The following is a 23,726-nucleotide window of genomic DNA, read 5'->3' on the forward strand; positions in this document are numbered from 1 at the left end:
TACGGCTCATCGCAAGGCCGGTTCACTTGGGCTCGGCAGGTGGTGGCAAGGTGAAGCCAGACACCGAACGGCGCATCTCGCTGGCCATTCGCGCCAGGTGGCGAATACTGTCGGCGGTCGCACCAGAACCGGCGGAAGTCTGCGCAGTGATCTGCTGGATCACCGCCATGGTGTGGGAAATCTGCCCGGCCGAAGAGGTCTGCAACTGCGCAGCATCGGAAATGCTGTGGATAAGGTCGGCAAGGTTCTGCGACACCCCTTCGATCTCGGCCAGCGCCACCCCGGCATCCTGGGCCAGGCGGGCACCGCGCACCACCTCGGCGGTAGTTTGCTCCATGGATATGACGGCTTCGTTGGTGTCGGCCTGGATGGTGCGCACCAACGCCTCGATCTGGCGGGTGGCCGACGACGAGCGCTCGGCCAGGCGCTGCACTTCATCGGCGACCACGGCAAAGCCGCGCCCGGCTTCGCCCGCCAGCGAGGCCTGGATCGCCGCATTCAGGGCAAGGATATTGGTCTGGTCGGCGATATCGTCGATCAGGCTGACGATATCGCCGATTTCCTGGGACGACTCGCCCAGCCGCTTGATGCGCTTGGCGGTGTCCTGAATCTGCTCGCGAATGTTGTCCATGCCGTTGATGGTGTTGTGCACCACCTCGTTGCCCTTGTTGGCGATGGCCACCGACCGCTCGGCAACCTTGGCAGATTCATAGGCATGTGCGGAAACCCGGTCGATCGACTCGACCATGTCGCCCACCGCCTCGGACGCCTCGCTGATCTGCTCAGCCTGCTGCTCGGAGGCCTTGGCCAACTGCCGCGCGGTGTTCTGCGTATCCTGCACGGCGGCGGCAACCTGCACCGCACTGTGGTTGATGGTAGCGACCAGGTCACGCAGTTGGTCGACCGAATAGTTGATCGAGTCGGCAATGGCGCCGGTGAAGTCTTCGGTGACCGAAACCGTCACCGTCAGGTCGCCATCGGCCAGCTCTTCGATTTCATCGAGCAGGCGCATGATTGCCTGTTGGTTGCGTTCGTTCTTTTCTGCCGTCTCGCGCAGCTGCCGGTTGGTGGTGCGCACCATCACCAGGCCGATGAGGATGATCGAAGCCAGGGCCAGCAGGCCCAGGGCGTAGCCACCCACGGTATCGAGGGTGCGCCCGCCGGCCAGGTTTTCAAAACCGTTGGCCAGGTGCGAGGCCTCGTCGAGCAGGGTTTGCGACAGGCTGAAGATATTGCCCGCCGCCTCGCGCACCCGGAACAGCTCTGGGGAGGTTTCGAGAATTTCGTCCACCGAACCGGCAACGAACTGGAACAGCTCGGCAATTTCGGCCAACCGGGCACGGGCGTCGGCATCTGCAACTCGGGTTACCTGGATGCCCGCATCGCCGTTGAGCATCCCTTGCAGCACCTGGCCGAAACGCCCGGCATCACGTCCGAACGCATCGGCCGCCTGGGCTGCCGCGTCATCACCGGCCAGCACGGTGTTGACCGAGCCGAGGATCCGCTCGGCCAGCAACAATTGGCGCTGGGCCACCGCCACCTGGTTGGCCGGGGCGCCGCTCTGCAGCAGGATCTCGACGACCTTTTCGTACTCCACCTGCAGTTGCGGCACGGTTTCGGCCAGGGTCGCCGCCACCTGGTGCAGCGACAGCACCGTCTGTTCAGTGGCCAGGATGGTATCGGTGTTCTTGCGCAGGTTTTCCCAGTCACGCCGCACCGCTTCCATTTCATCACGCACGGCGGGCGGCGCCGGCGGCAGGCCGGTGGCCTTGTCACCTTGGCGCAGGTAGCCCCAGCGCCGCTCGAAATCGTTGCGCGCATCCGACAGCAACTTGAACGCCAACGCCTTGCCTGCAGCGGCTTCGGTGGCGTTCTTGGCGATGCGTTGTGACAGCACGCGCAACTCGCCGGCATGGCCGATGTACTGCTTGTCGTAGTTGGACTGGGTGTTCAGGTAAGCGAAATTGGCGAACAGCAGGATGATCGACAGGATCAGGATCAGGAACAGCACGGTGATCTGCGCGATGCTGCGGGTACGCGGGGTCACGGTGGTGGCCGTGACGGGGGCGGCGGGTGTGTTCACGTTCGCAGGTCCTATAGCGCCACATCGAGAAAGCCCGGCGCCTGGGCCAGGGCGAAGGGGCTGAAGATCGCCCAATTGCGTTCACGCGGGAAGTGCCCTTGCACAAAGCGCGCAGCGGCCCGAATCAGCGGCTGTGGCGGGGACAGTTGCAGGCTGTCGAGGGTAAAGTGCTGCAAACCGAGCACTTCGTCCACCAGCAGGCCGACGAACAGGTCGTCGTGGTCCACCACCAGCACCCGGCGCTGCTTGCCCGGGGCGGCGTGGCCCTGGCCAAAGAAGCTGCTCAGGTCCATTACCGGCAACAACCGGCCACGCAGGTTGGCCACGCCGCAGACCCATGGCTGCACCCCCGGTACCCGGCTGCTACGCGGCTCGCGCAGCACCTCGGCCACCTCGCCCATGGGCGCGACGAACCATTGCCCGGCGGTGCGAAAGCCAATGCCACTCCACTCTTGCAGGCGGTTGTCTTGCGGCGGCTGGTCAGCGACCAGCAAACGGCAGCGCCGGTCGATGTCCAGCAACAACTCGAAGGCGGTCAGTGACGCGCCCTGCGGGCGGCTGGTCAAGCCCCCAGCACTTCTTTGAGCTTGGCGATCAGCGCCTCTTCGCCCACCGGTTTAGTGAGGAAGTCGCGGGCGCCCTGGCGGGTGGCCCAGATGCGGTCGGTCTCCTGGTCCTTGGTGGTGACCATGATCACCGGGATGGCACTGGTTTCCGGGTCTTTGCTGAGCTGGCGGGTGGCCTGGAAGCCGTTCATGACCGGCATGACGACGTCCATCAGCACGGCGTCCGGCTTTTCTTGCCGGGCCAGGGCCACGCCATTGGCACCGTTTTCGGCCTTGCTCACTTGATGGCCATGCTTTTCAAGAAACTCGGTCAAACGTTGCATCTCTGTCGGCGAGTCGTCGACAATCAGAACTCGGGCCATGCTGTTACCCCATCAGGAAAGTAGAACCGTGCCATGGCGGGGCGCGGTCAGGGTGCTTGTGGTTCAGGTGCCGCAAACCCGGGCACATGGGCACGGATTGCGTCGAGCAGTTCTTCCTTGCTGAACGGCTTGGTCAGAAACTGATCAGAGCCGACTACCCGGCCGCGGGCCTTGTCGAACAGCCCGTCGCGCGACGACAACAGGATCACCGGGGTGTCCTTGAAGGCGCTGTTGTGCTTGATGATGGCGCAGGTCTGGTAGCCGTCCAGGCGCGGCATCAACACGTCGACGAAGATGATGCCGGGGCGGTGATCGACGATCTTGGCCAGGGCATCGAAGCCATCGCTGGCGGTGATCACCTCGCAGCCGGCTTCACCGAGCAACATCTGCGCAGTGCGGCGGATCGTGCGCGAGTCGTCGATCACCATCACCTTCAGGGGTTGTTCCATAGACGCCTACCCGTGGGAATTGAGCTGCAAGTTGCAAGCGGCAAGTTACAACAAAAGCCCAGCCGGCACGCGGCTGCTTTTCTCTTGAGGCTTGGAGCCAAGGGCTTGCAGCTGCATTTTTAACACACTCCGGGTGGCCGTTCCATCTGCTCCGCCCCTTGACCAGCGGCGTTCACAGCGCCACCCTGAGCCACTTTTCTTTCGACCCATCGCGGCAACGCGCCGCCAAGAGGAACCACCCCATGAGCGTTCGCCTCGGCATTGTCATGGACCCGATCGCGTCCATCTCCTACAAAAAGGACAGCTCGCTGGCCATGCTGCTGGCCGCCCAGGCACGCGGCTGGAGCCTGTTCTACATGGAGCAGCGCGACCTGTACCAGGGCGAAGGCAAAGCCCGTGCGCGCATGCGCCCACTGAACGTTTTCGCCGACCCGGCCCGCTGGTTCGAGCTGGGCGAAGAACAGGACAGCCCCCTGGCCGAGCTGGACGTGATCCTGATGCGCAAGGACCCGCCGTTCGACATGGAGTTCGTCTACAGCACCTACCTGCTGGAGCAAGCCGAGAACGATGGCGTGCTGGTGGTCAACCGCCCGCAAAGCCTGCGTGACTGCAACGAAAAACTGTTCGCCACGCTGTTCCCACAGTGCACGCCACCGACGCTGGTCAGCCGCCGCCCGGACATCATCCGCGAGTTTGCCGCCAAGCATGGTGACGTGATCCTCAAACCGCTGGATGGCATGGGCGGCACGTCGATCTTCCGCCACCGGGTGGGCGACCCGAACCTGTCGGTGATCCTCGAAACCCTGACCGCGCTGGGTGCCCAGCAGATCATGGCACAGGCCTACCTGCCGGCGATCAAGGACGGCGACAAGCGCATCCTGATGATCGACGGCGAGCCGGTCGACTACTGCCTGGCGCGCATTCCGGCCAGCGGCGAAACCCGTGGCAACCTGGCTGCCGGTGGCCGCGGCGAGGCGCGCCCGCTGAGCGACCGGGACCGCTGGATTGCAGCCCAGGTGGGGCCAACCCTGCGCGAGAAAGGCCTGTTGTTCGTGGGCCTCGACGTGATCGGCGATTACCTCACCGAGATCAACGTCACCAGCCCGACCTGCATTCGCGAAATCGACAACGCCTACAACACCGATATCGGCGGCAAGCTGATGGATGCCATTGATCGCCAGTTGCAGGCGCGCTGACCGCCGACGCACGGCATTTACCCGGAGTGGGGTATGATGCGGGTCCCATTTGCCTGGCCTGCTGCCCCGCCCTGCGGTTGCTGGATACCCGATGACGCTGCCCGCTGACATCCCTTCCGACCTGCTGCCCCCACGCGTTCGCCCTGTGGACCGGCTCGGTTTCACGCTGTTCCTGGCTGCGCTGGTGCACCTGGCGCTGATCCTCGGCGTCGGTTTCACCGTGGTCAAGCCTGCCGAAATCCGCCATACCATGGACATTACCCTGGCCACCTTCAAAAGCGAAAAACCGCCGGAGAAAGCTGATTTTCAGGCCCAGGACAACCAGCAAGGCAGCGGCACCCTCGACAAGAAGGCGGTGCCCAAGACCACCGAACTGGCGCCGTTCCAGGACAGCAAGATCAACAAGATCACCCCCCCGCCGGCAGCCAAGCCGGAAGTAGTGCCGCCACCAACCCCGCAGAAGTCGGCGGTGGTGACCACCGCGCCCAAGGCGCATAAGGTCGAGCCCAAGCCCAAGCCCAGCAAGGCGCAACCCAAGCCAGCCGCGCCCGCCCCGGACTTCGACAGCTCGCAGCTGTCCAGCCAGATCGCCAGCCTGGAGGCAGAGCTGTCCAACGAACAGCAACTGTACGCCAAGCGCCCGCGCATCCACCGCCTGAACGCTGCCTCGACCATGCGCGACAAGGGCGCCTGGTACAAGGAAGAGTGGCGCAAGAAAGTAGAGCGGGTGGGCAACCTCAACTACCCCGACGAGGCGCGCCGGCAGCAGATCTACGGCAACCTGCGCATGATGGTCTCGATCAACCGCGACGGATCGCTGTACGAAGTGCTGGTACTGGAGTCGTCCGGGCAGCCGGTGCTGGACCAGGCAGCGCAGCGTATCGTGCGGCTGGCGGCGCCGTTCGCACCGTTTACCGGGGACCTGGCCGAATTCGACCGGCTGGAGATCATCCGCACCTGGCGCTTTGCCCGTGGGGACCGTTTGTCCAGTAACTGAACCAGGGCCGCTGCGCGCCCCTGTGGGCGCCGGCTTGCCGGCCACGGGGTGCGTAGCAGCCCTCAAATCAGGCATACCGAGAACCTTGTCAGCCTCGCCACCTGGCGCCACACTACTACCCCATGAAAACCCTCACGCCGAGCTACCTCAAGCATCAGTTCCTGATCGCCATGCCGCACATGGCCGATCCGAACTTCGCCCAGACCCTCACGTACATTGTCGAGCACAACGCCCATGGCGCCATGGGCCTGGTGGTGAATCGGCCGCAGGAACTGAGCCTGGCCGATATTCTCGAGCAATTGCGCCCGGACGAAACGCCGCCGGACAGCACCTTGCAGGTGCCGATCTACCAGGGCGGCCCGGTGCAGACCGACCGTGGCTTCGTGCTGCACAGCAGCGAGTGCAGCTTCCAGGCGAGCGTGGCGCTGGAAGGGCTGACGCTGAGCACGTCGCAGGACATCCTGCTGGCCATTGCCGCCGGGGTCGGCCCCAAGCAAAGCCTGATCACGCTCGGCTATGCCGGTTGGGAAGCCGGCCAGCTGGAAGCGGAGCTGGCCGACAATGCCTGGCTCAACTGCCCGTTCGACCCGCAAATCATCTTTGAAATGGCCAGTGACCTGCGCCTGGAGGCCGCCGCCGCCAGCCTGGGCATCAACCTGCACCTGCTGACCAGCCAGGCGGGCCACGCCTGATGGCCGAACTACGCCTGCTGCTGGGTTTCGACTATGGCAGCAAACAGATCGGTGTGGCCGTCGGCCAGGTCATCACCGGCCAGGCCCGCGAGCTGTGCACGCTGAAGGCGCAGAACGGCGTGCCGGACTGGGCCCAGGTGGAAAAGCTGATCGGTGAATGGAAGCCAGACGCCATCGTCGTTGGCCTGCCGCTGAACATGGACGGTACGCCCAGCGAAATGAGCGCCCGCGCCGAAAAATTTGCCCGCCGCCTCAATGGCCGCTTCAACCTGCCCGTGCACACCCACGACGAGCGCCTGACCACCTTCGAGGCCAAAGGCGAGCGCATGGCCCGTGGCGGCCAGCGCGGCAGCTACCGCGACAACCCGGTCGATGCCATCGCCGCGGCCCTGTTGCTGCAAGGCTGGCTGGAGGCCAATACCTGATCATCTTTGCCGCCGGCCATGCCCGGCGCACCCTTCCGAGGAGCCCGCAATGAGCCTACCCAACCCCGCCGAGCTGGTCCGGCAGATGGCTGTCGACCTTCGCGCCCACCTGGCCCGCCGCTGCATCAGCGGGCCGCGTTACATCGGTATTCGTACAGGTGGTGTCTGGGTTGCCCAGGCCCTGCAGGAGGCCATGGGCGACGAGAGTGCCATGGGTACCCTGGACGTCTCGTTCTACCGCGATGACTTCAGCCAGAATGGCCTGCACCCGCAGGTACGCCCGTCCGAGCTGCCGTTCGAAGTCGAAGGCCAGCACCTGGTGCTGGTGGATGACGTGCTGATGAGCGGCCGCACCATCCGCGCGGCGCTCAACGAACTGTTCGATTATGGCCGCCCGGCCAGCGTCACCCTGGTCTGCCTGGTGGACCTGGATGCCGGCGAACTGCCAATCCGCCCGAATGTGGTCGGCGCCACCCTGTCGCTAGCCCCCGATGAACGGGTAAAATTGACCGGGCCCGCACCGCTCGCCCTCGAGCGCCAGGACCTCGCCTCCGCTTCCGCCCTTTAAGAGTCCCCCGCGATGACGCCAATCGACGCCAAGCGCCCGCTGCAGCTCAATGACCAGGGCCAGCTGCGCCACTTCCTCTCGCTTGACGGTTTGCCCCGCGAACTGCTCACCGAGATCCTCGACACCGCCGACTCCTTCCTGGAAGTCGGTGCCCGGGCCGTGAAAAAAGTCCCTTTGCTGCGCGGCAAGACCGTGTGCAACGTGTTCTTCGAGAACTCGACCCGTACCCGCACCACCTTCGAGCTGGCAGCCCAGCGCCTGTCTGCCGACGTGATCAGCCTGAATGTGTCGACGTCCTCGACCAGCAAGGGCGAGACCTTGTTCGACACCCTGCGCAACCTCGAAGCCATGGCCGCCGACATGTTCGTCGTGCGCCACTCCGACTCGGGGGCTGCGCATTTCATCGCCGAGCACGTGTGCCCGCACGTTGCCGTGATCAACGGTGGTGACGGCCGCCATGCGCACCCGACCCAGGGCATGCTCGACATGCTGACCATCCGTCGCCACAAAGGCAGCTTCGAGAACCTGTCGGTAGCGATCGTCGGCGATATCCTGCACTCCCGGGTAGCCCGCTCCGACATGTTGGCGCTCAAGGCCCTGGGTTGCCCGGACATTCGCGTGATCGGGCCGAAAACCCTGATCCCGGTCGGTATCGAGCAGTACGGCGTGAAGGTCTACACCGACCTCGCCGAGGGCCTGAAGGACGTCGACGTGGTGATCATGCTGCGCCTGCAGCGTGAGCGCATGGCCGGTGGCCTGCTGCCCAGCGAAGGCGAGTTCTACCGGCTGTTCGGCCTGACCACCGCCCGCCTGGCCGGGGCCAAGCCGGATGCCATCGTCATGCACCCAGGCCCGATCAACCGGGGCGTGGAGATTGAGTCGGCGGTGGCCGACGGCAAGCATTCGGTGATCCTCAACCAGGTTACCTACGGCATCGCCGTACGCATGGCAGTGCTGTCCATGGCCATGAGCGGGCAGAACGCGCAACGTCAATTCGACCAGGAGAACGCCCAGTGACTATCAGCATTCTTGGCGCCCGGGTCATCGACCCCAACAGCGGCCTGGACCAGGTGACCGACCTGCACCTGGACGGTGGCCGCATTGCTGCAATCGGCGCCGCCCCGGCCGGTTTCAGCGCCAGCCGCACGATCCAGGCGCAAGGCCTGGTTGCCGCGCCTGGCCTGGTCGACCTTGGCGTGTCCCTGCGCGAACCGGGCTTTAGCCGCAAAGGCAACATCGCCAGCGAAACCCGCGCAGCCGTGGCCGGCGGCGTGACCAGCCTGTGCTGCCCACCGCAAACCAAGCCGGTGCTGGACACCTCGGCCGTGGCCGAGCTGATTCTCGACCGTGCCCGCGAAGCGGCCAACAGCAAGGTCTACCCGATCGGCGCCCTGACCAAGGGCCTGGAAGGCGAGCAACTGGCGGAACTGGTGGCCCTGCGTGACACCGGTTGCGTGGCATTCGGCAACGGCCTGAAGGAAATCCCCAACAACCGTACCCTGGCCCGCGCCCTGGAGTATGCCGCCACCTTCGACCTGACCGTGGTGTTCCATTCCCAAGACCGCGATCTGGCCCAGGGCGGCCTGGCCCACGAAGGCGCCATGGCCAGTTTCCTTGGCTTGCCGGGCATTCCGGAAAGCGCCGAAACCGTTGCCTTGGCGCGCAACCTCCTGCTGGTCGAGCAGAGTGGCGTGCGCGCGCACTTCAGCCAGATCACCAGCGCCCGTGGCGCGCGCCTGATCGCCCAGGCCCAGGCACTTGGCCTGCCGGTAACCGCTGACGTGGCGCTGTACCAGCTGATTCTCACCGACGAGTCGCTACGCGAGTTCTCCAGCCTGTACCACGTGCAGCCACCGCTGCGTACTGCTGCTGACCGTGACGGCCTGCGTGAAGCGGTGAAGTCAGGCGTGATCCAGGCGATTTCCAGCCACCACCAGCCGCACGAACGCGATGCCAAGCTGGCCCCGTTCGGTGCTACCGAGCCGGGTATCAGCAGCGTCGAGCTGCTGCTGCCGCTGGCCATGACCCTAGTGCAGGACGGCCTGCTCGACCTGCCCACCTTGCTCGCCCGCCTGAGCAGCGGCCCGGCTGCTGCCCTGCGCCTGCCTGCGGGTGAGCTGAAGGCAGGCGGCGCGGCCGACCTGGTGCTGTTCGACCCGCAAGCCTCGACCGTTGCCGGCGAGCAATGGCTGTCGCGGGGTGAGAACTGCCCGTTCATCGGCCACTGCCTGCCGGGTGCGGTGCGCTATACCTTGGTCGATGGGCACGTTTGCCACGAGGCCTGAGTAACCCTTTTCGCGGGCACGCCCGCTCCCACAGGATCACCACCATCTCGAAGCATGTGGTAACCCTGTGGGAGCGGGCGTGCCCGCGAATGCCCTCACACGGCGCCCCCGGCCTGGCGCGACCATTCATCCCCCACGGTTGAAATCCTTCCCCCCACCCCCATATGAGTCTGCATCAGGCACTTTCGCCCCGCTGCGTGGAGACTCTCCCCTTGACCACCATCGTTTCTGTCCGCCGTAACGGCAAAGTCGTCATGGGCGGCGACGGCCAGGTATCCCTCGGCAACACGGTAATGAAAGGCAACGCCAAGAAAGTGCGCCGCCTGTACCACGGCCAGGTCATCGCCGGCTTCGCCGGTGCCACCGCCGACGCTTTCACCCTGTTCGAGCGCTTTGAAGGGCAGTTGGAGAAACACCAGGGCCACCTGATCCGTGCCGCCGTCGAGCTGGCCAAGGAATGGCGTACCGACCGTTCCCTGAGCCGCCTGGAAGCCATGCTGGCCGTGGCCAACAAGGATGCCTCGCTGATCATCACCGGCAACGGCGACGTGGTCGAACCCGAAGATGGCCTGATCGCCATGGGTTCCGGTGGTGCCTACGCCCAGGCTGCCGCCCGCGCACTGCTGAACAAGACCGACCTCTCGGCCCGTGAAATCGCCGAGACCGCCCTGAACATCGCCGGCGACATCTGCGTGTTCACCAACCATAACCTGACCATCGAGGAGCAGGACCTGGCCGACTGACTCAGCTGTTCTGGCGCCCCATCCCGGTGATGGGGCTTTTCCACGCTGACTCATCTGCCCAAGGACCCAATTGATCATGTCCATGACCCCCCGCGAGATCGTCCACGAACTCAACCGCCACATCATCGGCCAGGACGACGCCAAGCGCGCCGTGGCCATTGCCCTGCGCAACCGCTGGCGGCGGATGCAGCTGCCGGCTGAGCTGCGCGCCGAAGTGACGCCGAAGAACATCCTGATGATCGGCCCGACCGGTGTCGGCAAGACCGAAATCGCCCGCCGCCTGGCCAAGCTGGCCAACGCCCCGTTCCTCAAGGTCGAAGCCACCAAGTTCACCGAGGTCGGCTACGTCGGCCGTGACGTCGAGTCGATCATCCGCGACCTGGCCGATGCCGCACTGAAGATGCTGCGCGAGCAGGAGATCATCCGCGTGCGCCACCGCGCCGAAGACGCCGCCGAAGACCGTATCCTCGATGCCCTGCTGCCACAGGCGCGGGTGACCAGCTTCAGCGAGGAAGCCGCGCAGACCAGTAGCGACTCCAACACCCGCCAGCTGTTCCGCAAGCGCCTGCGCGAAGGCCAGCTGGATGACAAGGAAATCGAGATCGAAGTCGCCGATGCCGTAGGTGTCGAAATTGCCGCGCCGCCCGGCATGGAAGAAATGACCAACCAGCTGCAAAGCCTGTTCGCCAACATGGGCAAGGGCAAGCGCAAGGCGCGCAAGCTGAAGGTCAAAGAAGCGCTGAAGATGGTCCGCGATGAAGAAGCGGGCCGCCTGGTCAACGAGGAAGAGCTCAAGGCCAAGGCCCTGGAAGCGGTCGAGCAGCACGGTATCGTGTTCATCGACGAAATCGACAAGGTCGCCAAGCGCGGCAATGTGGGCGGTGCCGATGTGTCCCGTGAAGGCGTGCAGCGCGACCTGCTGCCGCTGATCGAAGGCTGCACCGTCAACACCAAGCTGGGTATGGTCAAGACCGACCACATCCTGTTCATTGCCTCGGGCGCGTTCCACCTGAGCAAGCCCAGCGACCTGGTACCCGAGCTGCAAGGCCGCCTGCCGATCCGTGTAGAGCTCAAGGCACTGACCCCGGAAGACTTCGAGCGTATTCTGCGCGAGCCGCACGCGTCGTTGACCGAACAGTACCAGGCGCTGCTGAAAACCGAAGGCCTGAACATCGAGTTCGTCGCCGACGGCATCAAGCGCCTGGCCGAAATTGCCTATCAGGTCAACGAGAAGACCGAGAACATCGGTGCCCGTCGCCTGCATACCCTGCTGGAGCGCCTGCTTGAAGAGGTGTCGTTCAGTGCCGGTGACCTGGCCAGCGCCCATGACGAAACGCCGATCCAGATCGACGCGGCCTATGTGAACAGCCACCTGGGTGAGCTGGCGCAGAACGAAGACCTGTCGCGTTACATCCTGTAAGCGGCAAGCTGCAAGCGACGAGCTGTTCGACGTCGCTTGCAGTACCGCAAAACATGGCCGTTACATGTCTTGGCCATCTCCTCTTGCAGCTTGAGGCTCGAAGCTTGAAGCTTGAGTCTTGTCGCCAAGAAGAGATTCAGCCCATGGCCCGCATGCCCACCGCCATCAACCTGCACAAAGCCTCGAAAACCCTCAGCCTTACCTATGCGCCCGGTGAGGTATACACCCTGCCCGCCGAGTTCCTGCGCGTGCACTCCCCCTCCGCCGAGGTCCAGGGCCACGGCAACCCCATTCTGCAATTCGGCAAGCTCAACGTCGGCCTCAGCGGCATCGAGCCAGCCGGCCAATATGCACTGAAACTGACCTTCGACGACGGCCATGACAGCGGCCTGTTCACCTGGGAATACCTGGAACAGCTGTGCCTGCGCCAAAACGAGCTGTGGGCCGAATACCTCGACGAGCTGCACAAGGCCGGCAAGTCCCGCGACCCGGCGGAGTCGGTCGTCAAATTCATGCTCTAGCGCAAGGGCTGCAAGGTTTAGAGCGCATTTTCTAGTTTCATCTGTTTGAATGATGGGCAGACGGCCCAGTGACGGGCTGTCTTGCGCATTACATGAAAGTCGGGTAACCAATGTGAGTGGCAAGTTCCCTGCATCACGCTGCAGGTATACAGAACCCCGCAGCACCGCTGTTCCTTATCACTGGTCACCCGAGTAGCAGTACCGGGCTCAGGGCTGTGCCCTCGTCACAGCAACCGGTACTCGTCTCAGGACAACGGAGCGTCGTAGATGAGTAACAAGAACAACGATGAGCTGCAGCGGCAGGCCTCGGAAAACACCCTGGGGCTGAACCCGATCATCGGCATTCGCCGCAAAGACCTGTTGAGTTCGGCACGTACCGTATTGCGCCAGGCCGTGCGCCAACCGCTGCACAGCGCAAAGCACGTGGCCCATTTTGGCCTGGAACTGAAAAACGTCCTGCTGGGCAAGTCCAGCCTGGCCCCGGAAAGCGACGACCGACGCTTCAACGACCCGGCCTGGAGCAGCAACCCGCTTTACCGCCGCTACCTGCAGACGTATCTGGCCTGGCGCAACGAACTGCAGGACTGGATCGGCAGCAGTGACCTGTCACCTCAGGACATCAGCCGCGGCCAGTTCGTCATCAACCTGATGACCGAAGCCATGGCGCCGACCAACACCTTGTCCAACCCGGCGGCGGTCAAGCGCTTCTTCGAGACCGGTGGCAAGAGCCTGCTCGACGGCCTGTCCAACCTGGCCAAGGACATGGTCAACAACGGCGGCATGCCTAGCCAGGTGAACATGGACGCCTTCGAGGTGGGCAAGAACCTGGGCACCAGCGAAGGTGCGGTGGTGTACCGCAATGATGTGCTGGAACTGATCCAGTACAGCCCGATCACCGAGCAGGTGCACGCCCGGCCACTGCTGGTGGTGCCGCCGCAGATCAACAAGTTCTACGTATTCGACCTGAGCCCGGAAAAGAGCCTGGCACGTTTTTGCCTGCGCTCGCAGCAGCAAACCTTCATCATCAGCTGGCGCAACCCGACCAAGGCCCAGCGTGAATGGGGCTTGTCCACCTACATCGACGCACTCAAGGAAGCCGTCGACGCCGTATTGGCGATTACCGGCAGCAAGGACCTGAACATGCTCGGTGCCTGCTCGGGCGGCATCACCTGCACGGCACTGGTAGGGCACTACGCAGCCCTCGGCGAGCACAAGGTCAATGCCCTGACCCTGCTGGTCAGCGTGCTGGACACCACGATGGATACCCAGGTGGCGCTGTTCGTCGACGAGCAGACCCTGGAAGCCGCCAAGCGCCACTCCTACCAGGCCGGTGTGCTGGAAGGCAGCGAGATGGCCAAGGTGTTCGCCTGGATGCGCCCCAACGATCTGATCTGGAACTACTGGGTGAACAACTACCTGCTCGGCAACGAGCCGCCGGTGTTCGACATCCTGTTCTGGAACAACGACACCACGCGCCTGCCCGCCGCCTTCCATGGCGACCTGATCGAAATGTTCAAGACCAACCCGCTGACGCGCCCCAACGCCCTGGAAGTGTGCGGCACCCCCATCGACCTGAAAAACGTGCAGTGCGACATTTTCAGCGTGGCGGGTACCGCTGACCACATTACCCCGTGGCAATCGTGCTACCGCTCGGCCCACCTGTTCGGGGGCAAGATCGAGTTCGTGCTGTCCAACAGCGGGCATATCCAGAGCATTCTCAACCCGCCGGGCAACCCCAAGGCACGCTTCATGACCGGTGACGACCGCCCGGGTGATCCGCTGGCCTGGCAGGAAAATGCCACCAAGCATGCCGACTCCTGGTGGCTGCACTGGCAAGGCTGGCTGGCCGAGCGCGCAGGCGAACTGAAAAAAGCGCCGACCCGCCTGGGCAACCGTGCCTATGCTGCGGGCGAGGCGGCCCCAGGCACCTACGTTCACGAGCGTTGAGTGGCAGCGCCGTGGCGGCCCGCAGGGCGCCACGGTGTTCATTTCACCCAAGAGTCACGCGCATGACGCAACCGTATATCTTCCGGACCGTCGAGCTGGACAACCAGTCCATCCGCACCGCCGTCCGCCCCGGCAAGCCGCACTTGACGCCGCTGCTGATCTTCAATGGCATCGGCGCCAACCTGGAGCTGGTATTCCCGTTCATCGAAGCACTGGACCCGGACCTGGAAGTGATCGCTTTCGACGTACCCGGTGTCGGCGGCTCGTCCACCCCGCGCCACCCGTATCGCTTCCCCGGGCTGGCCAAGCTGACGGCACGGATGCTCGATTACCTCGATTACGGCCAGGTCAATGTGATTGGGGTGTCCTGGGGCGGCGCCCTGGCCCAACAGTTCGCCCACGACTACCCCGAACGCTGCAGGAAGCTGATACTCGCCGCCACTGCCGCCGGTGCGGTGATGGTACCCGGCAAGCCCAAGGTGCTGTGGATGATGGCCAGCCCCAGGCGCTATGTGCAGCCGTCCCATGTCTTGCGCATTGCCCCGCTGATCTACGGTGGCGGTTTTCGCCGGGACCCGGAGCTGGCCATGCACCACGCAGCCAAGGTGCGCTCCGGCGGCAAGATGGGCTACTACTGGCAGCTGTTCGCCGGCCTGGGCTGGACTAGCATTCACTGGCTGCACAAGATCCAGCAGCCGACCCTGGTGCTGGCGGGCGACGACGACCCGCTGATCCCGCTGGTCAACATGCGCCTGCTGGCCTGGCGGATTCCCAACGCCGAGCTACATATTATCGACGACGGCCATTTGTTCCTGATTACCCGAGCCGAGGCTGTCGCGCCAATCATCATGAAGTTCCTGCAGCAAGAACGTCAGCGCGCCGTGATGCACCCGCGCCCGGCCTCGGGAGGGTAAGCGCCAGCACCGCGAAAGGGGCTACAACGCGCAATGGGTCAGACAAGGGAGTGTTGCCATGACAGACAAACCGGCCAAAGGATCGCAAACGCTCCCTGCCGGCAGAATGACCGTGCAGCATGCCATGCTCGGCCTGCGCGGCCGCGACCTGCTGGCCACGCTACGCAATGTCGGCCGCCACGGGCTGCGCCACCCGTTGCATACCGCCCATCACCTGCTGGCCCTTGGCGGGCAACTGGGGCGGGTGATGCTGGGCGATTCACCGCTTCAACCCAACCCGCGTGACAACCGGTTCAGCGACCCTGCATGGAGCCTGAACCCGTTCTACCGCCGAGGCCTGCAAGCCTACCTGGCCTGGCAGCAGCAGACCCGCCAGTGGATCGACGAAAGCCATCTGCATGACGATGACCGGGCCCGCGCCCACGTTCTGTTCAACCTGCTCAACGATGCGCTGGCTCCCAGCAACTCGCTGCTCAACCCGCTGGCCGTGAAGGAACTGTTCAACACCGGTGGCCAGAGCCTGGTGCGCGGCCTGGCCCACCTGCTCGAAGACCTGCGCCACAACGATGGCCTGCCGCGCCAGGTCGATGAGCGGGCCTTCGACGTGGGCCGCAACCTGGCCGCCACCCCTGGGGCCGTGGTATTTCGCAACGAGCTGCTGGAGCTGATCCAGTACCGGCCGATGAGTGAAAAACAGCACAGCCGCCCGCTGTTGGTGGTGCCGCCGCAGATCAACAAGTTCTATATCTTTGACCTGAGCACGAACAACAGCTTCGTCCAGTACATGCTCAAGAACAACTTGCAGGTATTCATGGTCAGCTGGCGCAACCCGGACCCGCGCCACCGTGAATGGGGCCTGTCCAGCTACGTGCAGGCGCTGGAAGAAGCCCTGGATGCCTGCCGCCGCATCAGCGGCAGCCGCGACCCCAACCTCATGGGCGCTTGCGCCGGCGGCCTGACCATGGCCGCCTTGCAAGGCCACCTGCAAGCCAGGAACCAGTTGCGCCGGGTGCGCAGTGCCACCTACCTGGTCAGCCTGCTGGACAGCAAGTTCGACAGCCCGGCCAGCCTGTTCGCCGACGAGCAGACCCTTCAGGCAGCCAAACGCCGCTCTCACCAGCGCGGCGTGCTGGACGGCGCCGAAGTGGCGCGGGTGTTTGCCTGGATGCGCCCCAACGACCTGATCTGGAACTACTGGGTCAACAACTACCTGCTCGGCAAGACACCGCCTGCGTTCGACATTCTCTACTGGAACGCCGACAACACGCGCCTGCCTGCCGCATTGCATGGCGACCTGCTGGATTTCTTCAAGCTCAACCCGTTGACCTACCCGGCCGGGCTGGAGGTCTGCGGCACGCCAATCGACCTGCAACAGGTCAGCGTGGACAGTTTTACCGTTGCCGGCAGCAACGACCACATCACCCCTTGGGACGCGGTGTACCGGTCGGCCTTGCTGCTGGGCGGTGAGCGCCGCTTCGTGCTGGCCAACAGCGGGCATATCCAGAGCATCATCAACCCGCCAGGCAACCCCAAGGCCTATTACCTGACCAACCCCAGCCTGAGCAGTGACCCGCGCGCCTGGTTCCACGAGGCTACGCGCAGCGAGGGTAGCTGGTGGCCGTTGTGGCTGGCGTGGATCACCCAGCGCTCCGGGCCGCTCAAGGCGCCACGCAACGACCTGGGCAACGCCACCCACCCGCCCCTGGCCCCTGCGCCCGGCACCTATGTGCTGACCCGATGAGCAGACCGACCGGATGAAAACCCGCGATCGTATCCTTGAGTGCGCCCTGCAGCTGTTCAACCAGCAGGGCGAGCCGAACGTATCGACCCTGGAGATTGCCAACGAGCTGGGTATCAGCCCGGGCAACCTCTACTACCACTTCCACGGCAAGGAGCCCCTGGTACTGGGGTTGTTCGAGCGCTTCGAGGAAGCGCTGATGCCGCTGCTGGACCCGCCGCTGGAAGTGCGCCTGGATGCCGAGGACTACTGGCTGTTCCTGCACCTGATCGTCGAGCACATGGCGCAGTACCGGTTTCTGTTCCAGGACCTGTCGAACCTGACTGGGCGCCTGCCCAAGCTGGCCCGCGGCATGCGCAGCCTGATCAACGCCCTGAAGCGCACGCTGGCGGCACTGCTGGCCAGCCTCAAGGGCCAGGGCCTGGTACAGAGTGACACCCAGGCCTTGGGGCAACTGGTGGAACAGATCACCCTGACGCTGCTGTTCTCGCTGGATTACCAGCGGGTGCTGGGGCGCGAAGGGGACGTGGGAATCGTGGTGTACCAGGTGATGATGCTGGTGGCGCCGCACCTGCAGGCTCAGGCCCGGGGGGCAGCCGAGCAGTTGGCGATGAAGTATCTGGAGGACTAGCCCTGCAGGGGCTGTGCTGCTGCCGCCAACGCATTCGCGGGTGAACCCGCGCCTACAGGGTTGTGCTGAACCTGTAGGCGCGGGGCCACCCGCGAAGAGGGCGTTGCGGTATCAGATCAGGGTACCGGTCCCGTTGGCCGCCGACGGCGTGTTGCTGGCCGGGGCTGCAGCCGGGGCCGGGGCATCGGTTGCGGCAGGTGCAGCGCTGGCCGCCGGCTTGGCCGGTGCTTTCTTCGCTGCAGGCTTCCTGGCTGCTGCCGGTTTGGCTGCTGCCGGCTTTGCCGCAGGCTTGGCGGCGGGTTTCGCTGCTGCCGCCTTGCTTGCAGGTTTGGCAGCCGCAGGTTTTGCCGCGGCCGCCTTGGCTGCAGGTTTCGCCGCAGCGGTTTTGGCTGCGGGTTTGGCCGCTGCCGCCTTGGCCAGTGGCTTGGCTGCCGCCTTGCTGGCTGCCGGCTTGGCTGCGGCCCCACGCGACGAAACCGGCGCCACCGAGGCACCGGTCAGCTTCTCGATCTGCTTGGTCAGGCTGTCTACCTGTTGGTGCAGGGCCTTGATTTCGTTGCGGCTCGGTACACCCAGGCGCGAGATGGCGCTGTTCAGACGTTTATCGAAAGCCTCTTCGAGTTCGCTCCACTTGCCCAGCGCCCGGTCCTTCACGCCAGACACCCGCGAAGTGGTCGAAGACTTGGCGCTTTCGGCCACATCTTCGGCGCTCTTCTTGGCCTGCTTTTCGGCCTTCTCGCCATCTTTCACCAGCGAGTCGAAAAGCTTGGGGCCGTCCTGGTCGATCTTCGAATAGATACCCAGCCCCGCCAGCCAGATCTTGCGGGAGTACTTTTCGATCCCGCCGACCCAGGAGCTGCCTGCTTTGTCGGTATTCTTCTTGCCAGCCATCCTGCTCTCCTTATGGTTTGTGCGCGACGCGCTCAAGCAGCTCGTGCAGCTGTTCAAGCTTGATCGACAGCGCCTCAACGTCATGTTTAGACGGTATGCCAAGGCGATTCAAGGCGCGCCCTACCCGTGCGTCGAAAGCTTTTTCGATCTTGTCGAGTTGAATTTCTACCTTGCCACGTACGCGGCTCACTTCCTGGGCGGCGTCATCGATCTGCTGGTTGGCGGCGTCCAGCTCTTTATCGATGCGCTTCTTGCCCCGCTTCTCGACACCTTCGCCGGCCTTGACCAGCGCCTGGAAATAGTCGGCGCCTTCGTGGCCGACACGCGCATAGGCGCCGATGCCCGCCAGCCAGATCTTGCGTGCGTAACCCCGCACCTCACCCAGCGTGCCCGGCGCGTCCGCCTTTTTCTTCACATTCACTTTGGCCATGCTCTGTACCTCATGCTCATGAGTGGAGGAGGAACCGCCCATGGAGGGTGGGCTTGAGCATAAGGTAGAGGCAGGAATTAGAATCTTCACCCTAAGATCGGCGCACTGCTTTATCTACCACAGACGCAGCAGCCTGCTGCTCCAGCATTCGGCTCCCTTCAACCGGAGCCTCCTGCCATGCCATCGTCATCGCCCCTCTCGTTCAGGCAGCTTGTAGCCACCCAGTTCGCCAATCGCCCGCGCTTGCGCGAAGTCATCGCCCGCGCAGGCTTCGAGGTCATCGCGGCACGCTACCCGTGGACGCGCAGCCAGCACCCACAGCTGCAATCGATCCAGGGCTTCAGCATCCTGCGCGGGGTGAATGGGCAGCCGCCGACAGCGTCAGGCCAGCTGGTCGATACCCTGCTGACACATTTTTTCAATGGCCAGCCCATGGCGCTGCAGCCGACCGACCAGCTGAGCCTGAACCCACCGCTGGTCTTTCGCCCGCAAGACAGCGCCCCGGCCATCGACCTGCGCATGGAAGACCTGAACACCGACTTCGACAACATGCTTTCTACCCTCAGCGAGACCTTCCAGCGGGCGCAGGTCAGCTTCTGGAATGGCTGCGAGAAAGACTCGGACGTGACCCGCCTGCAATGGCTGCAGCAAGTGCTCAAGGCCGCCCTGCTCGGTACGCTTGAGCGCCAGGGCCTGGACCATGACCAGAAAGCCCTGCTGTACCCGCTGCTGGCCCAAAGCCACGCCGCGGCACAGGTGCAAGCGCTGCAGGTTTCCCTTGCCAGCCCTGGGGACACCCTGCAATGGGTGCTGCCGGACCTGCTGGTCACGGGCAGGCAAGGTACCCGTGAGCTCATTCTGTGGTGCCAGCCTTCGGGCACCGTGCGCAGCTTCGATGATCTGGCTGCTTTTTCCCGGGCCCTGCGCGAAGCGCTCGGCGAGCAGCATGCGTTCGACTCTATGTCCTGGGCCTGCACGCCCTTGCGCGAGGACCCGTTCGCCTATCAGGCCCGGCAACTGCTCAATGGCCTGCTGCAAAGAATCGATCGGCTGCAGCTTCGCCCAGGCGACCAGGCTAGCGACCTGGATGAGCGCTTCTACACCCTCAGCGACCCTTCATGGGTATTCCCGGCAAGTTTTGTGCTTCAGCCATCGACCCCGGCCATAGGGTTTCCGGACTGGCTCGGCAACGCCAGCCTGACTGATCGCTTCGAGTACCACACGGCGTTGCTGGCGCTGTCGGCCAGGCAGATGCTGGCCCAGGGTGGTTCGTCCCTGGACGGCATCGAGGACCTGCAGCAGTACGCGGTTCGCCGCTTGCGGGAACACATGCGCAATGACCACCCTGCGCAGGTCCCGTACGACCCTGATCAGCTGCTGATCAGCCTTGCCCAGGTGGTGCAGGTTTCCTCCACCGGCCCGGCGCGGCTTGAGTACCTGAGAACCATCAGCCTGACAGAACTGGCCATCACCCGGCTGCCGCCAGGCGGCGAGCAGGTCGCAGCGGCGATCCAACGCGCCGACCAGCAGCCACTGGATAGCTGGATGAACCTCGATTACGTCGCCGCCCTGGTCGACAGCGTGGATATCGGCGGCCAGTACCCGCTATTCGTTCACGACCAGTTGCAACGTGGCAACGACGCCGACCAACGGCGCCAACGCTTTGCCGAAGAATGGCGCACAAGCCTGCTGCTGAGCGCGCTGCAGGCCAAGATCATGGCCCAGCTGGACGAGCGCACCTGGCAGGTCATCGCCGATTTTTGCCGGCGGCAACCCCATGCCAGCGGCACGCTGAAGCTGGCGCCGCTGGCATTCAACAGCGTGCCCGGCGGCCCGAAGAGCAACCCGGTGCATGGCATGTTCGTCATCGAAGTACCCACCACCGGGGCCTGGCTACTGTACCGGCCGATGCACACCCGGCAGCCCATCAGGCAGTTCGACAGCCGCCAACAACTGATCACCTGCATCCGAACCGAACACGCCCTGCAGCAGGACATCCTCATCTGGCTGGATGACGACGCCCGCCCCATTTACGCCGATGGCGGCTTTGTTCACCCCCACCTGCATTCCGGGCTGGCCGAGGTGGCCCATCTGCTGGCGCCCGGGGCTGCCTTGGTGGGGCTTGCCATCGAGCGCCTGAGGGTGCCGGTCACACTGGCTTTCAGCCCCTGGGCCGACGACCTGGACAGCCGTATTTACCAAGCCCGGGCCGAGGTTCTGCTGTTGCTGGCCTCACGGCAGAGCGTGTCCAACCAACAACTGCGCTGGGCGCTGGTCGAGCAGTTCGCCTGGGTGGCGTTCAATACGGTCACGCCGCTGCTGCGTGGCGCGGCAGGCATGCTGGCCTGGCTGGTGACCGCCCTGCTCGGCATCCGGCATGACCTCAACGCGTTGACCGCCGGCAGCGACCAGGAAAAATGGCTCGCTGGCGCAGATATCCTGCTGAACCTGGCCATGCTGCTGGCCCACGGCCCTGCCATTGCCCGCACACCGCCGGAACCCGCATATCAGGCCCCGCCGCGTCGGGCGCCGGCCGTGCTGGCCGATCGGTTACCGGAACAGCAAACCTGGACAGCCCTCGCCGAGCCAGCCCAGCCGACAGCGCTGAATGTCAGCCAATGGGGCCATGACCAACGGCTCGGCAACCTGCCGCGCGACGCCCGCGCCGCCCTCGAACGCCTGCGCGCCGCGGTCAGCCTGAGTGGGCTGCAACCGGTGGCCAGCGGGCGCATGCGCGGTTTGTATGCACTGGATGGGCGCTACTACGTGCAGTTGCAGAACGTGCCTTACGAAGTGGTCGAGAGCTGGAGCGGCATGCGCATCATGGGGCCGCCGCTGAGCCAGAGCGAATGGTCGCAGTCATGGGGGGCGGAGCCTGACGGCTATTACCTCCCCAGCCGCGAACGCAGCCGTGGCCCTTGGCTGAAACGCTGGAACGGTGAATGGATGCTGGACCTGCACCTTGCCGGGGGCATGCCGAAAAGCGCCCGAGCACTGATCAACGAAAAAACCGAGGCATTCAACACCCTGCTGGCGACCCGTGTCGCCAATGATCAAAAGCTCAACAACACGGAAACCTTCATCGGTGTCTACCTGAAGCGGGTGGAACCCTACGACCAGGCACTCGAGGCATTCCTGAAGTCGCTCGATGAGCACCCCGGCGCTTCGCTCGACAATTTGCCGGAGCACCTGCAGGAGCGCCTGCGCGCCCTGCAGGCGCTTCGCCAGGAGACGCGCGCCAACCTCGATGTGTTGGCACTCACCTATGAGAAACAGGCCACGCTGATCAGGGAGCAGATACAACTCTACACCCGCATGGGCGAACCGAAGTACCTCAGGTTCGACCCGCAAGCCACCGCTTCATTTGTCCGTGGCCAATGGTGGGAGCAGTTGCTGCAAACTGACCTGCAGCAGTTCCGCCGCCTGCTCGACATGAATGACTACGAGGTGCTCAAGAGCCAGTCCCGTCGCCTGGTGCAACTGCCGTTCGGCCAGGAGCAGGCAGAGCTGTACCTGGACTACAGCAAGAACATCGAAGCCGCACTGGCTGTGCACAGGCGTATCCTCTGCGTCAGCCAACGCCTGGACCAGAATCTCGCCGAGGCCTTGCAAGATGGGCAGATCCAGTTCCCCGGCAAACGCAAGAAGCTCGACGGCATCATCAGCACCCGGCAGTACTCGACCCTCATTACCCGCGCCCAGATCATCAGTGACCTGCATCAACTCGTCGTCCGCAGAGACCGGCTCAGCGCAGACGATTTCGAAAGTACCCTGCTCGCCCAGCAAACCCTGCGCAGCAAGCATTTCCACGAGGCACTGCTGAGCCACGACAGCCTGGCTGCCGCCGGCCTGACGCCCGAACAGCAAAAGGCGCCCCTGGAGAGCGCCGTTCGCGAATACAAGCTGGCCCTGAGCAATGCCCAATACCTGCTTTCACGCAACATGCCTGCGATGGACAGCAGCCAACTCCAGGCCTACATCGCCGAGCTCAATATACTGATAAGCCTGGGCGAGGATGACATGGCCAACCTGGCGGCCGCGACCGATCGCCAGGATGCAGTACCCGAGCAACCGCTGACCCACAGGGTGCGGGCCGTCCGACGCAAGGTGATCCGCACGGCGCGAGGCAGGTCGCTGGTGGTGGAGGAAACCGGGGAGGCCGGCGAAACCGTGCAGATCGACCCGATGACCCAGCAAACGGTTGCACGCTACCAGCAGCAAGGCGATCACTGGGACACCATTGCCCCCGCCACGCCGGCCCCTGACTACGCGCGCCTGCGGCGCATCGGCAATGATCTGCTGAGCCAGCAGGCGGCCAGGCTCAACCACGCCGCGCGCCACCTGGATGGGCCCAACAGCCTGGCCGACCTGCTGGATTTCTACTTGCAGGACCTGGCGGAAATCGCCGGTAACCTGCGCAGCGGCCCCGACCGGGAGCAACCCCTGGCCAGCAGGATCGAACAGGCCATTACCGAAGTGCGCGCTGAAAAGCAGCGCCTCTTGACCAGCGCCTACCTTGGCACCCGCTACCCGGACAGCAAAGCCCTGCGCTTTCTGGTAGAGGCCCGCGAGGTCGAAATCACCCCGAACAGGGCGCGCAAACAGCTCAAGGCCAATGACTTTCTGGATGTGTACGACATCTATCGCCTGCAACCCAGGCAGAAGCTCTGGGAGGCGCACTTTCACTACACCACCGCCACCGCCAATGCCCGGCGCTTTGCCAAAGGCCATTTGAAGTTCCCGGAGGCCATGGGCCGCGACGAACGCTTGCAACGGGCACAGGCTTCGGCGGAGCGTTGCCAGGTGTACCGGGGTGACCTGCGTCTGGACCAGATCGAAGGCCTGATCCCGTTCCCCGCCAGCTGAAT

At 64.3% G+C, this 23,726-nt stretch carries 21 protein-coding genes; 15 read left to right on the forward strand and 6 right to left on the reverse strand.

The genetic code is table 11. The annotated features are described in order from the left end of the window. Positions 1-22: 22 nt before the first annotated feature. From K4A76_RS21655 to K4A76_RS21670, 4 genes are read right to left on the reverse strand one after another with little or no spacing between them, the layout of a single operon-like run. Positions 23-2,047, reverse strand: a complete 2,025-nt coding sequence (locus tag K4A76_RS21655; protein ID WP_223809682.1) for a methyl-accepting chemotaxis protein — start codon at positions 2,045-2,047, stop codon at positions 23-25. Positions 2,048-2,094: 47 nt separating this feature from the next. Further along, positions 2,095-2,649: a chemotaxis protein CheW gene (locus K4A76_RS21660; RefSeq protein ID WP_274411121.1), complete on the reverse strand. Its 555-nt coding sequence runs from the start codon at positions 2,647-2,649 to the stop codon at positions 2,095-2,097. Then, a complete protein-coding gene (gene pilH / locus K4A76_RS21665) occupies positions 2,646-3,011 on the reverse strand; it encodes a twitching motility response regulator PilH (RefSeq protein WP_054904977.1) in 366 nt (121 codons plus the stop codon). The genes K4A76_RS21660 and pilH overlap by 4 nt, the downstream gene beginning before the upstream one ends. A 47-nt stretch (positions 3,012-3,058) precedes the next feature. Continuing rightward, complete coding sequence (locus K4A76_RS21670; protein ID WP_009682818.1) at positions 3,059-3,460, reverse strand: response regulator; 402 nt, start codon at positions 3,458-3,460, stop codon at positions 3,059-3,061. A 242-nt stretch (positions 3,461-3,702) separates the two neighbouring features. Between K4A76_RS21670 and gshB the strand changes: the two genes are divergently transcribed. The 14 genes from gshB to K4A76_RS21740 all read left to right on the forward strand — a co-directional run bounded on the left by gshB (position 3,703) and on the right by K4A76_RS21740 (position 17,537). Further along, positions 3,703-4,656: a glutathione synthase gene (gshB, locus tag K4A76_RS21675; protein WP_009682817.1), complete on the forward strand. Its 954-nt coding sequence runs from the start codon at positions 3,703-3,705 to the stop codon at positions 4,654-4,656. A 91-nt stretch (positions 4,657-4,747) separates the two neighbouring features. Further along, a complete protein-coding gene (locus tag K4A76_RS21680; protein ID WP_029887365.1) occupies positions 4,748-5,653 on the forward strand; it encodes an energy transducer TonB in 906 nt (301 codons plus the stop codon). A gap of 122 nt (positions 5,654-5,775) precedes the next feature. Further along, the gene (locus K4A76_RS21685) at positions 5,776-6,345 is read left to right on the forward strand and encodes a YqgE/AlgH family protein (RefSeq protein ID WP_029887678.1); all 570 of its coding nucleotides are present in this window, start codon (positions 5,776-5,778) and stop codon (positions 6,343-6,345) included. Further along, entirely contained in the window at positions 6,345-6,770 is a 426-nt protein-coding gene (gene ruvX, locus K4A76_RS21690) for a Holliday junction resolvase RuvX (protein ID WP_110677457.1), read from the forward strand. Before K4A76_RS21685 ends, ruvX begins: the two co-directional genes overlap by 1 nt. A gap of 49 nt (positions 6,771-6,819) precedes the next feature. Then, positions 6,820-7,338 (forward strand): bifunctional pyr operon transcriptional regulator/uracil phosphoribosyltransferase PyrR, encoded by a 519-nt coding sequence (pyrR, locus tag K4A76_RS21695; protein WP_054914118.1) that lies wholly within the window; start codon positions 6,820-6,822, stop codon positions 7,336-7,338. Between the two features lie 12 nt (positions 7,339-7,350). Then, complete coding sequence (locus K4A76_RS21700; RefSeq protein ID WP_009684474.1) at positions 7,351-8,355, forward strand: aspartate carbamoyltransferase catalytic subunit; 1,005 nt, start codon at positions 7,351-7,353, stop codon at positions 8,353-8,355. After that, positions 8,352-9,623, forward strand: a complete 1,272-nt coding sequence (locus tag K4A76_RS21705; RefSeq protein WP_029887681.1) for a dihydroorotase — start codon at positions 8,352-8,354, stop codon at positions 9,621-9,623. The genes K4A76_RS21700 and K4A76_RS21705 overlap by 4 nt, the downstream gene beginning before the upstream one ends. 212 nt (positions 9,624-9,835) lie before the next feature. After that, positions 9,836-10,366, forward strand: coding sequence for an ATP-dependent protease subunit HslV (gene hslV, locus K4A76_RS21710; protein WP_009682353.1), 531 nt, complete (start codon positions 9,836-9,838; stop codon positions 10,364-10,366). 76 nt (positions 10,367-10,442) lie between these two features. Further along, positions 10,443-11,786, forward strand: coding sequence for an ATP-dependent protease ATPase subunit HslU (gene hslU, locus K4A76_RS21715; protein WP_054913958.1), 1,344 nt, complete (start codon positions 10,443-10,445; stop codon positions 11,784-11,786). A gap of 143 nt (positions 11,787-11,929) precedes the next feature. Then, a complete protein-coding gene (locus K4A76_RS21720; RefSeq protein WP_029886361.1) occupies positions 11,930-12,307 on the forward strand; it encodes a gamma-butyrobetaine hydroxylase-like domain-containing protein in 378 nt (125 codons plus the stop codon). A 267-nt stretch (positions 12,308-12,574) separates the two neighbouring features. Further along, positions 12,575-14,254 (forward strand): class II poly(R)-hydroxyalkanoic acid synthase, encoded by a 1,680-nt coding sequence (gene phaC, locus K4A76_RS21725; RefSeq protein WP_173891350.1) that lies wholly within the window; start codon positions 12,575-12,577, stop codon positions 14,252-14,254. A 62-nt stretch (positions 14,255-14,316) separates the two neighbouring features. Beyond that, positions 14,317-15,168: a poly(3-hydroxyalkanoate) depolymerase gene (gene phaZ / locus K4A76_RS21730; RefSeq protein WP_029886363.1), complete on the forward strand. Its 852-nt coding sequence runs from the start codon at positions 14,317-14,319 to the stop codon at positions 15,166-15,168. 58 nt (positions 15,169-15,226) lie between these two features. Further along, complete coding sequence (phaC, locus tag K4A76_RS21735) at positions 15,227-16,909, forward strand: class II poly(R)-hydroxyalkanoic acid synthase (RefSeq protein ID WP_110677449.1); 1,683 nt, start codon at positions 15,227-15,229, stop codon at positions 16,907-16,909. A gap of 13 nt (positions 16,910-16,922) precedes the next feature. Continuing rightward, positions 16,923-17,537 (forward strand): TetR/AcrR family transcriptional regulator, encoded by a 615-nt coding sequence (locus tag K4A76_RS21740; RefSeq protein WP_029886365.1) that lies wholly within the window; start codon positions 16,923-16,925, stop codon positions 17,535-17,537. Between the two features lie 111 nt (positions 17,538-17,648). Here the strand turns inward: K4A76_RS21740 and K4A76_RS21745 are convergent, their stop codons facing one another. Both K4A76_RS21745 and K4A76_RS21750 read right to left on the reverse strand, forming a co-directional pair. Beyond that, positions 17,649-18,428, reverse strand: a complete 780-nt coding sequence (locus K4A76_RS21745; RefSeq protein WP_125855071.1) for a phasin family protein — start codon at positions 18,426-18,428, stop codon at positions 17,649-17,651. A gap of 10 nt (positions 18,429-18,438) precedes the next feature. Continuing rightward, on the reverse strand, positions 18,439-18,858 hold the full coding sequence (locus tag K4A76_RS21750) for a phasin family protein (protein ID WP_009682364.1): 420 nt from the start codon (positions 18,856-18,858) through the stop codon (positions 18,439-18,441). 177 nt (positions 18,859-19,035) lie between these two features. Here K4A76_RS21750 and K4A76_RS21755 point away from each other — a divergent pair, with 177 nt between their 5' ends. Then, the gene (locus tag K4A76_RS21755; protein ID WP_274411122.1) at positions 19,036-23,724 is read left to right on the forward strand and encodes a DUF6543 domain-containing protein; all 4,689 of its coding nucleotides are present in this window, start codon (positions 19,036-19,038) and stop codon (positions 23,722-23,724) included. Positions 23,725-23,726: the final 2 nt, after the last annotated feature.

The sequence above is a fragment of the Pseudomonas sp. NEEL19 genome (assembly GCF_028751975.1).
Lineage (GTDB): Bacteria > Pseudomonadota > Gammaproteobacteria > Pseudomonadales > Pseudomonadaceae > Aquipseudomonas > Aquipseudomonas juntendi.

Coding starts and splice junctions, on each gene's coding strand:
- K4A76_RS21755 (WP_274411122.1), top strand. CDS start 19,036: ATGCCATCGTCATCGCCCCTCTCGTTCAGGCAGCTTGTAGCCACCCAG.
- phaC (WP_110677449.1), top strand. CDS start 15,227: ATGACAGACAAACCGGCCAAAGGATCGCAAACGCTCCCTGCCGGCAGA.
- pyrR (WP_054914118.1), top strand. CDS start 6,820: ATGAGCCTACCCAACCCCGCCGAGCTGGTCCGGCAGATGGCTGTCGAC.
- K4A76_RS21700 (WP_009684474.1), top strand. CDS start 7,351: ATGACGCCAATCGACGCCAAGCGCCCGCTGCAGCTCAATGACCAGGGC.
- K4A76_RS21670 (WP_009682818.1), bottom strand. CDS start 3,460: ATGGAACAACCCCTGAAGGTGATGGTGATCGACGACTCGCGCACGATC.
- K4A76_RS21745 (WP_125855071.1), bottom strand. CDS start 18,428: ATGGCTGGCAAGAAGAATACCGACAAAGCAGGCAGCTCCTGGGTCGGC.
- K4A76_RS21680 (WP_029887365.1), top strand. CDS start 4,748: ATGACGCTGCCCGCTGACATCCCTTCCGACCTGCTGCCCCCACGCGTT.
- phaZ (WP_029886363.1), top strand. CDS start 14,317: ATGACGCAACCGTATATCTTCCGGACCGTCGAGCTGGACAACCAGTCC.
- ruvX (WP_110677457.1), top strand. CDS start 6,345: ATGGCCGAACTACGCCTGCTGCTGGGTTTCGACTATGGCAGCAAACAG.
- K4A76_RS21720 (WP_029886361.1), top strand. CDS start 11,930: ATGGCCCGCATGCCCACCGCCATCAACCTGCACAAAGCCTCGAAAACC.
- hslU (WP_054913958.1), top strand. CDS start 10,443: ATGTCCATGACCCCCCGCGAGATCGTCCACGAACTCAACCGCCACATC.
- pilH (WP_054904977.1), bottom strand. CDS start 3,011: ATGGCCCGAGTTCTGATTGTCGACGACTCGCCGACAGAGATGCAACGT.
- K4A76_RS21750 (WP_009682364.1), bottom strand. CDS start 18,858: ATGGCCAAAGTGAATGTGAAGAAAAAGGCGGACGCGCCGGGCACGCTG.
- phaC (WP_173891350.1), top strand. CDS start 12,575: ATGAGTAACAAGAACAACGATGAGCTGCAGCGGCAGGCCTCGGAAAAC.
- gshB (WP_009682817.1), top strand. CDS start 3,703: ATGAGCGTTCGCCTCGGCATTGTCATGGACCCGATCGCGTCCATCTCC.
- K4A76_RS21685 (WP_029887678.1), top strand. CDS start 5,776: ATGAAAACCCTCACGCCGAGCTACCTCAAGCATCAGTTCCTGATCGCC.
- K4A76_RS21740 (WP_029886365.1), top strand. CDS start 16,923: ATGAAAACCCGCGATCGTATCCTTGAGTGCGCCCTGCAGCTGTTCAAC.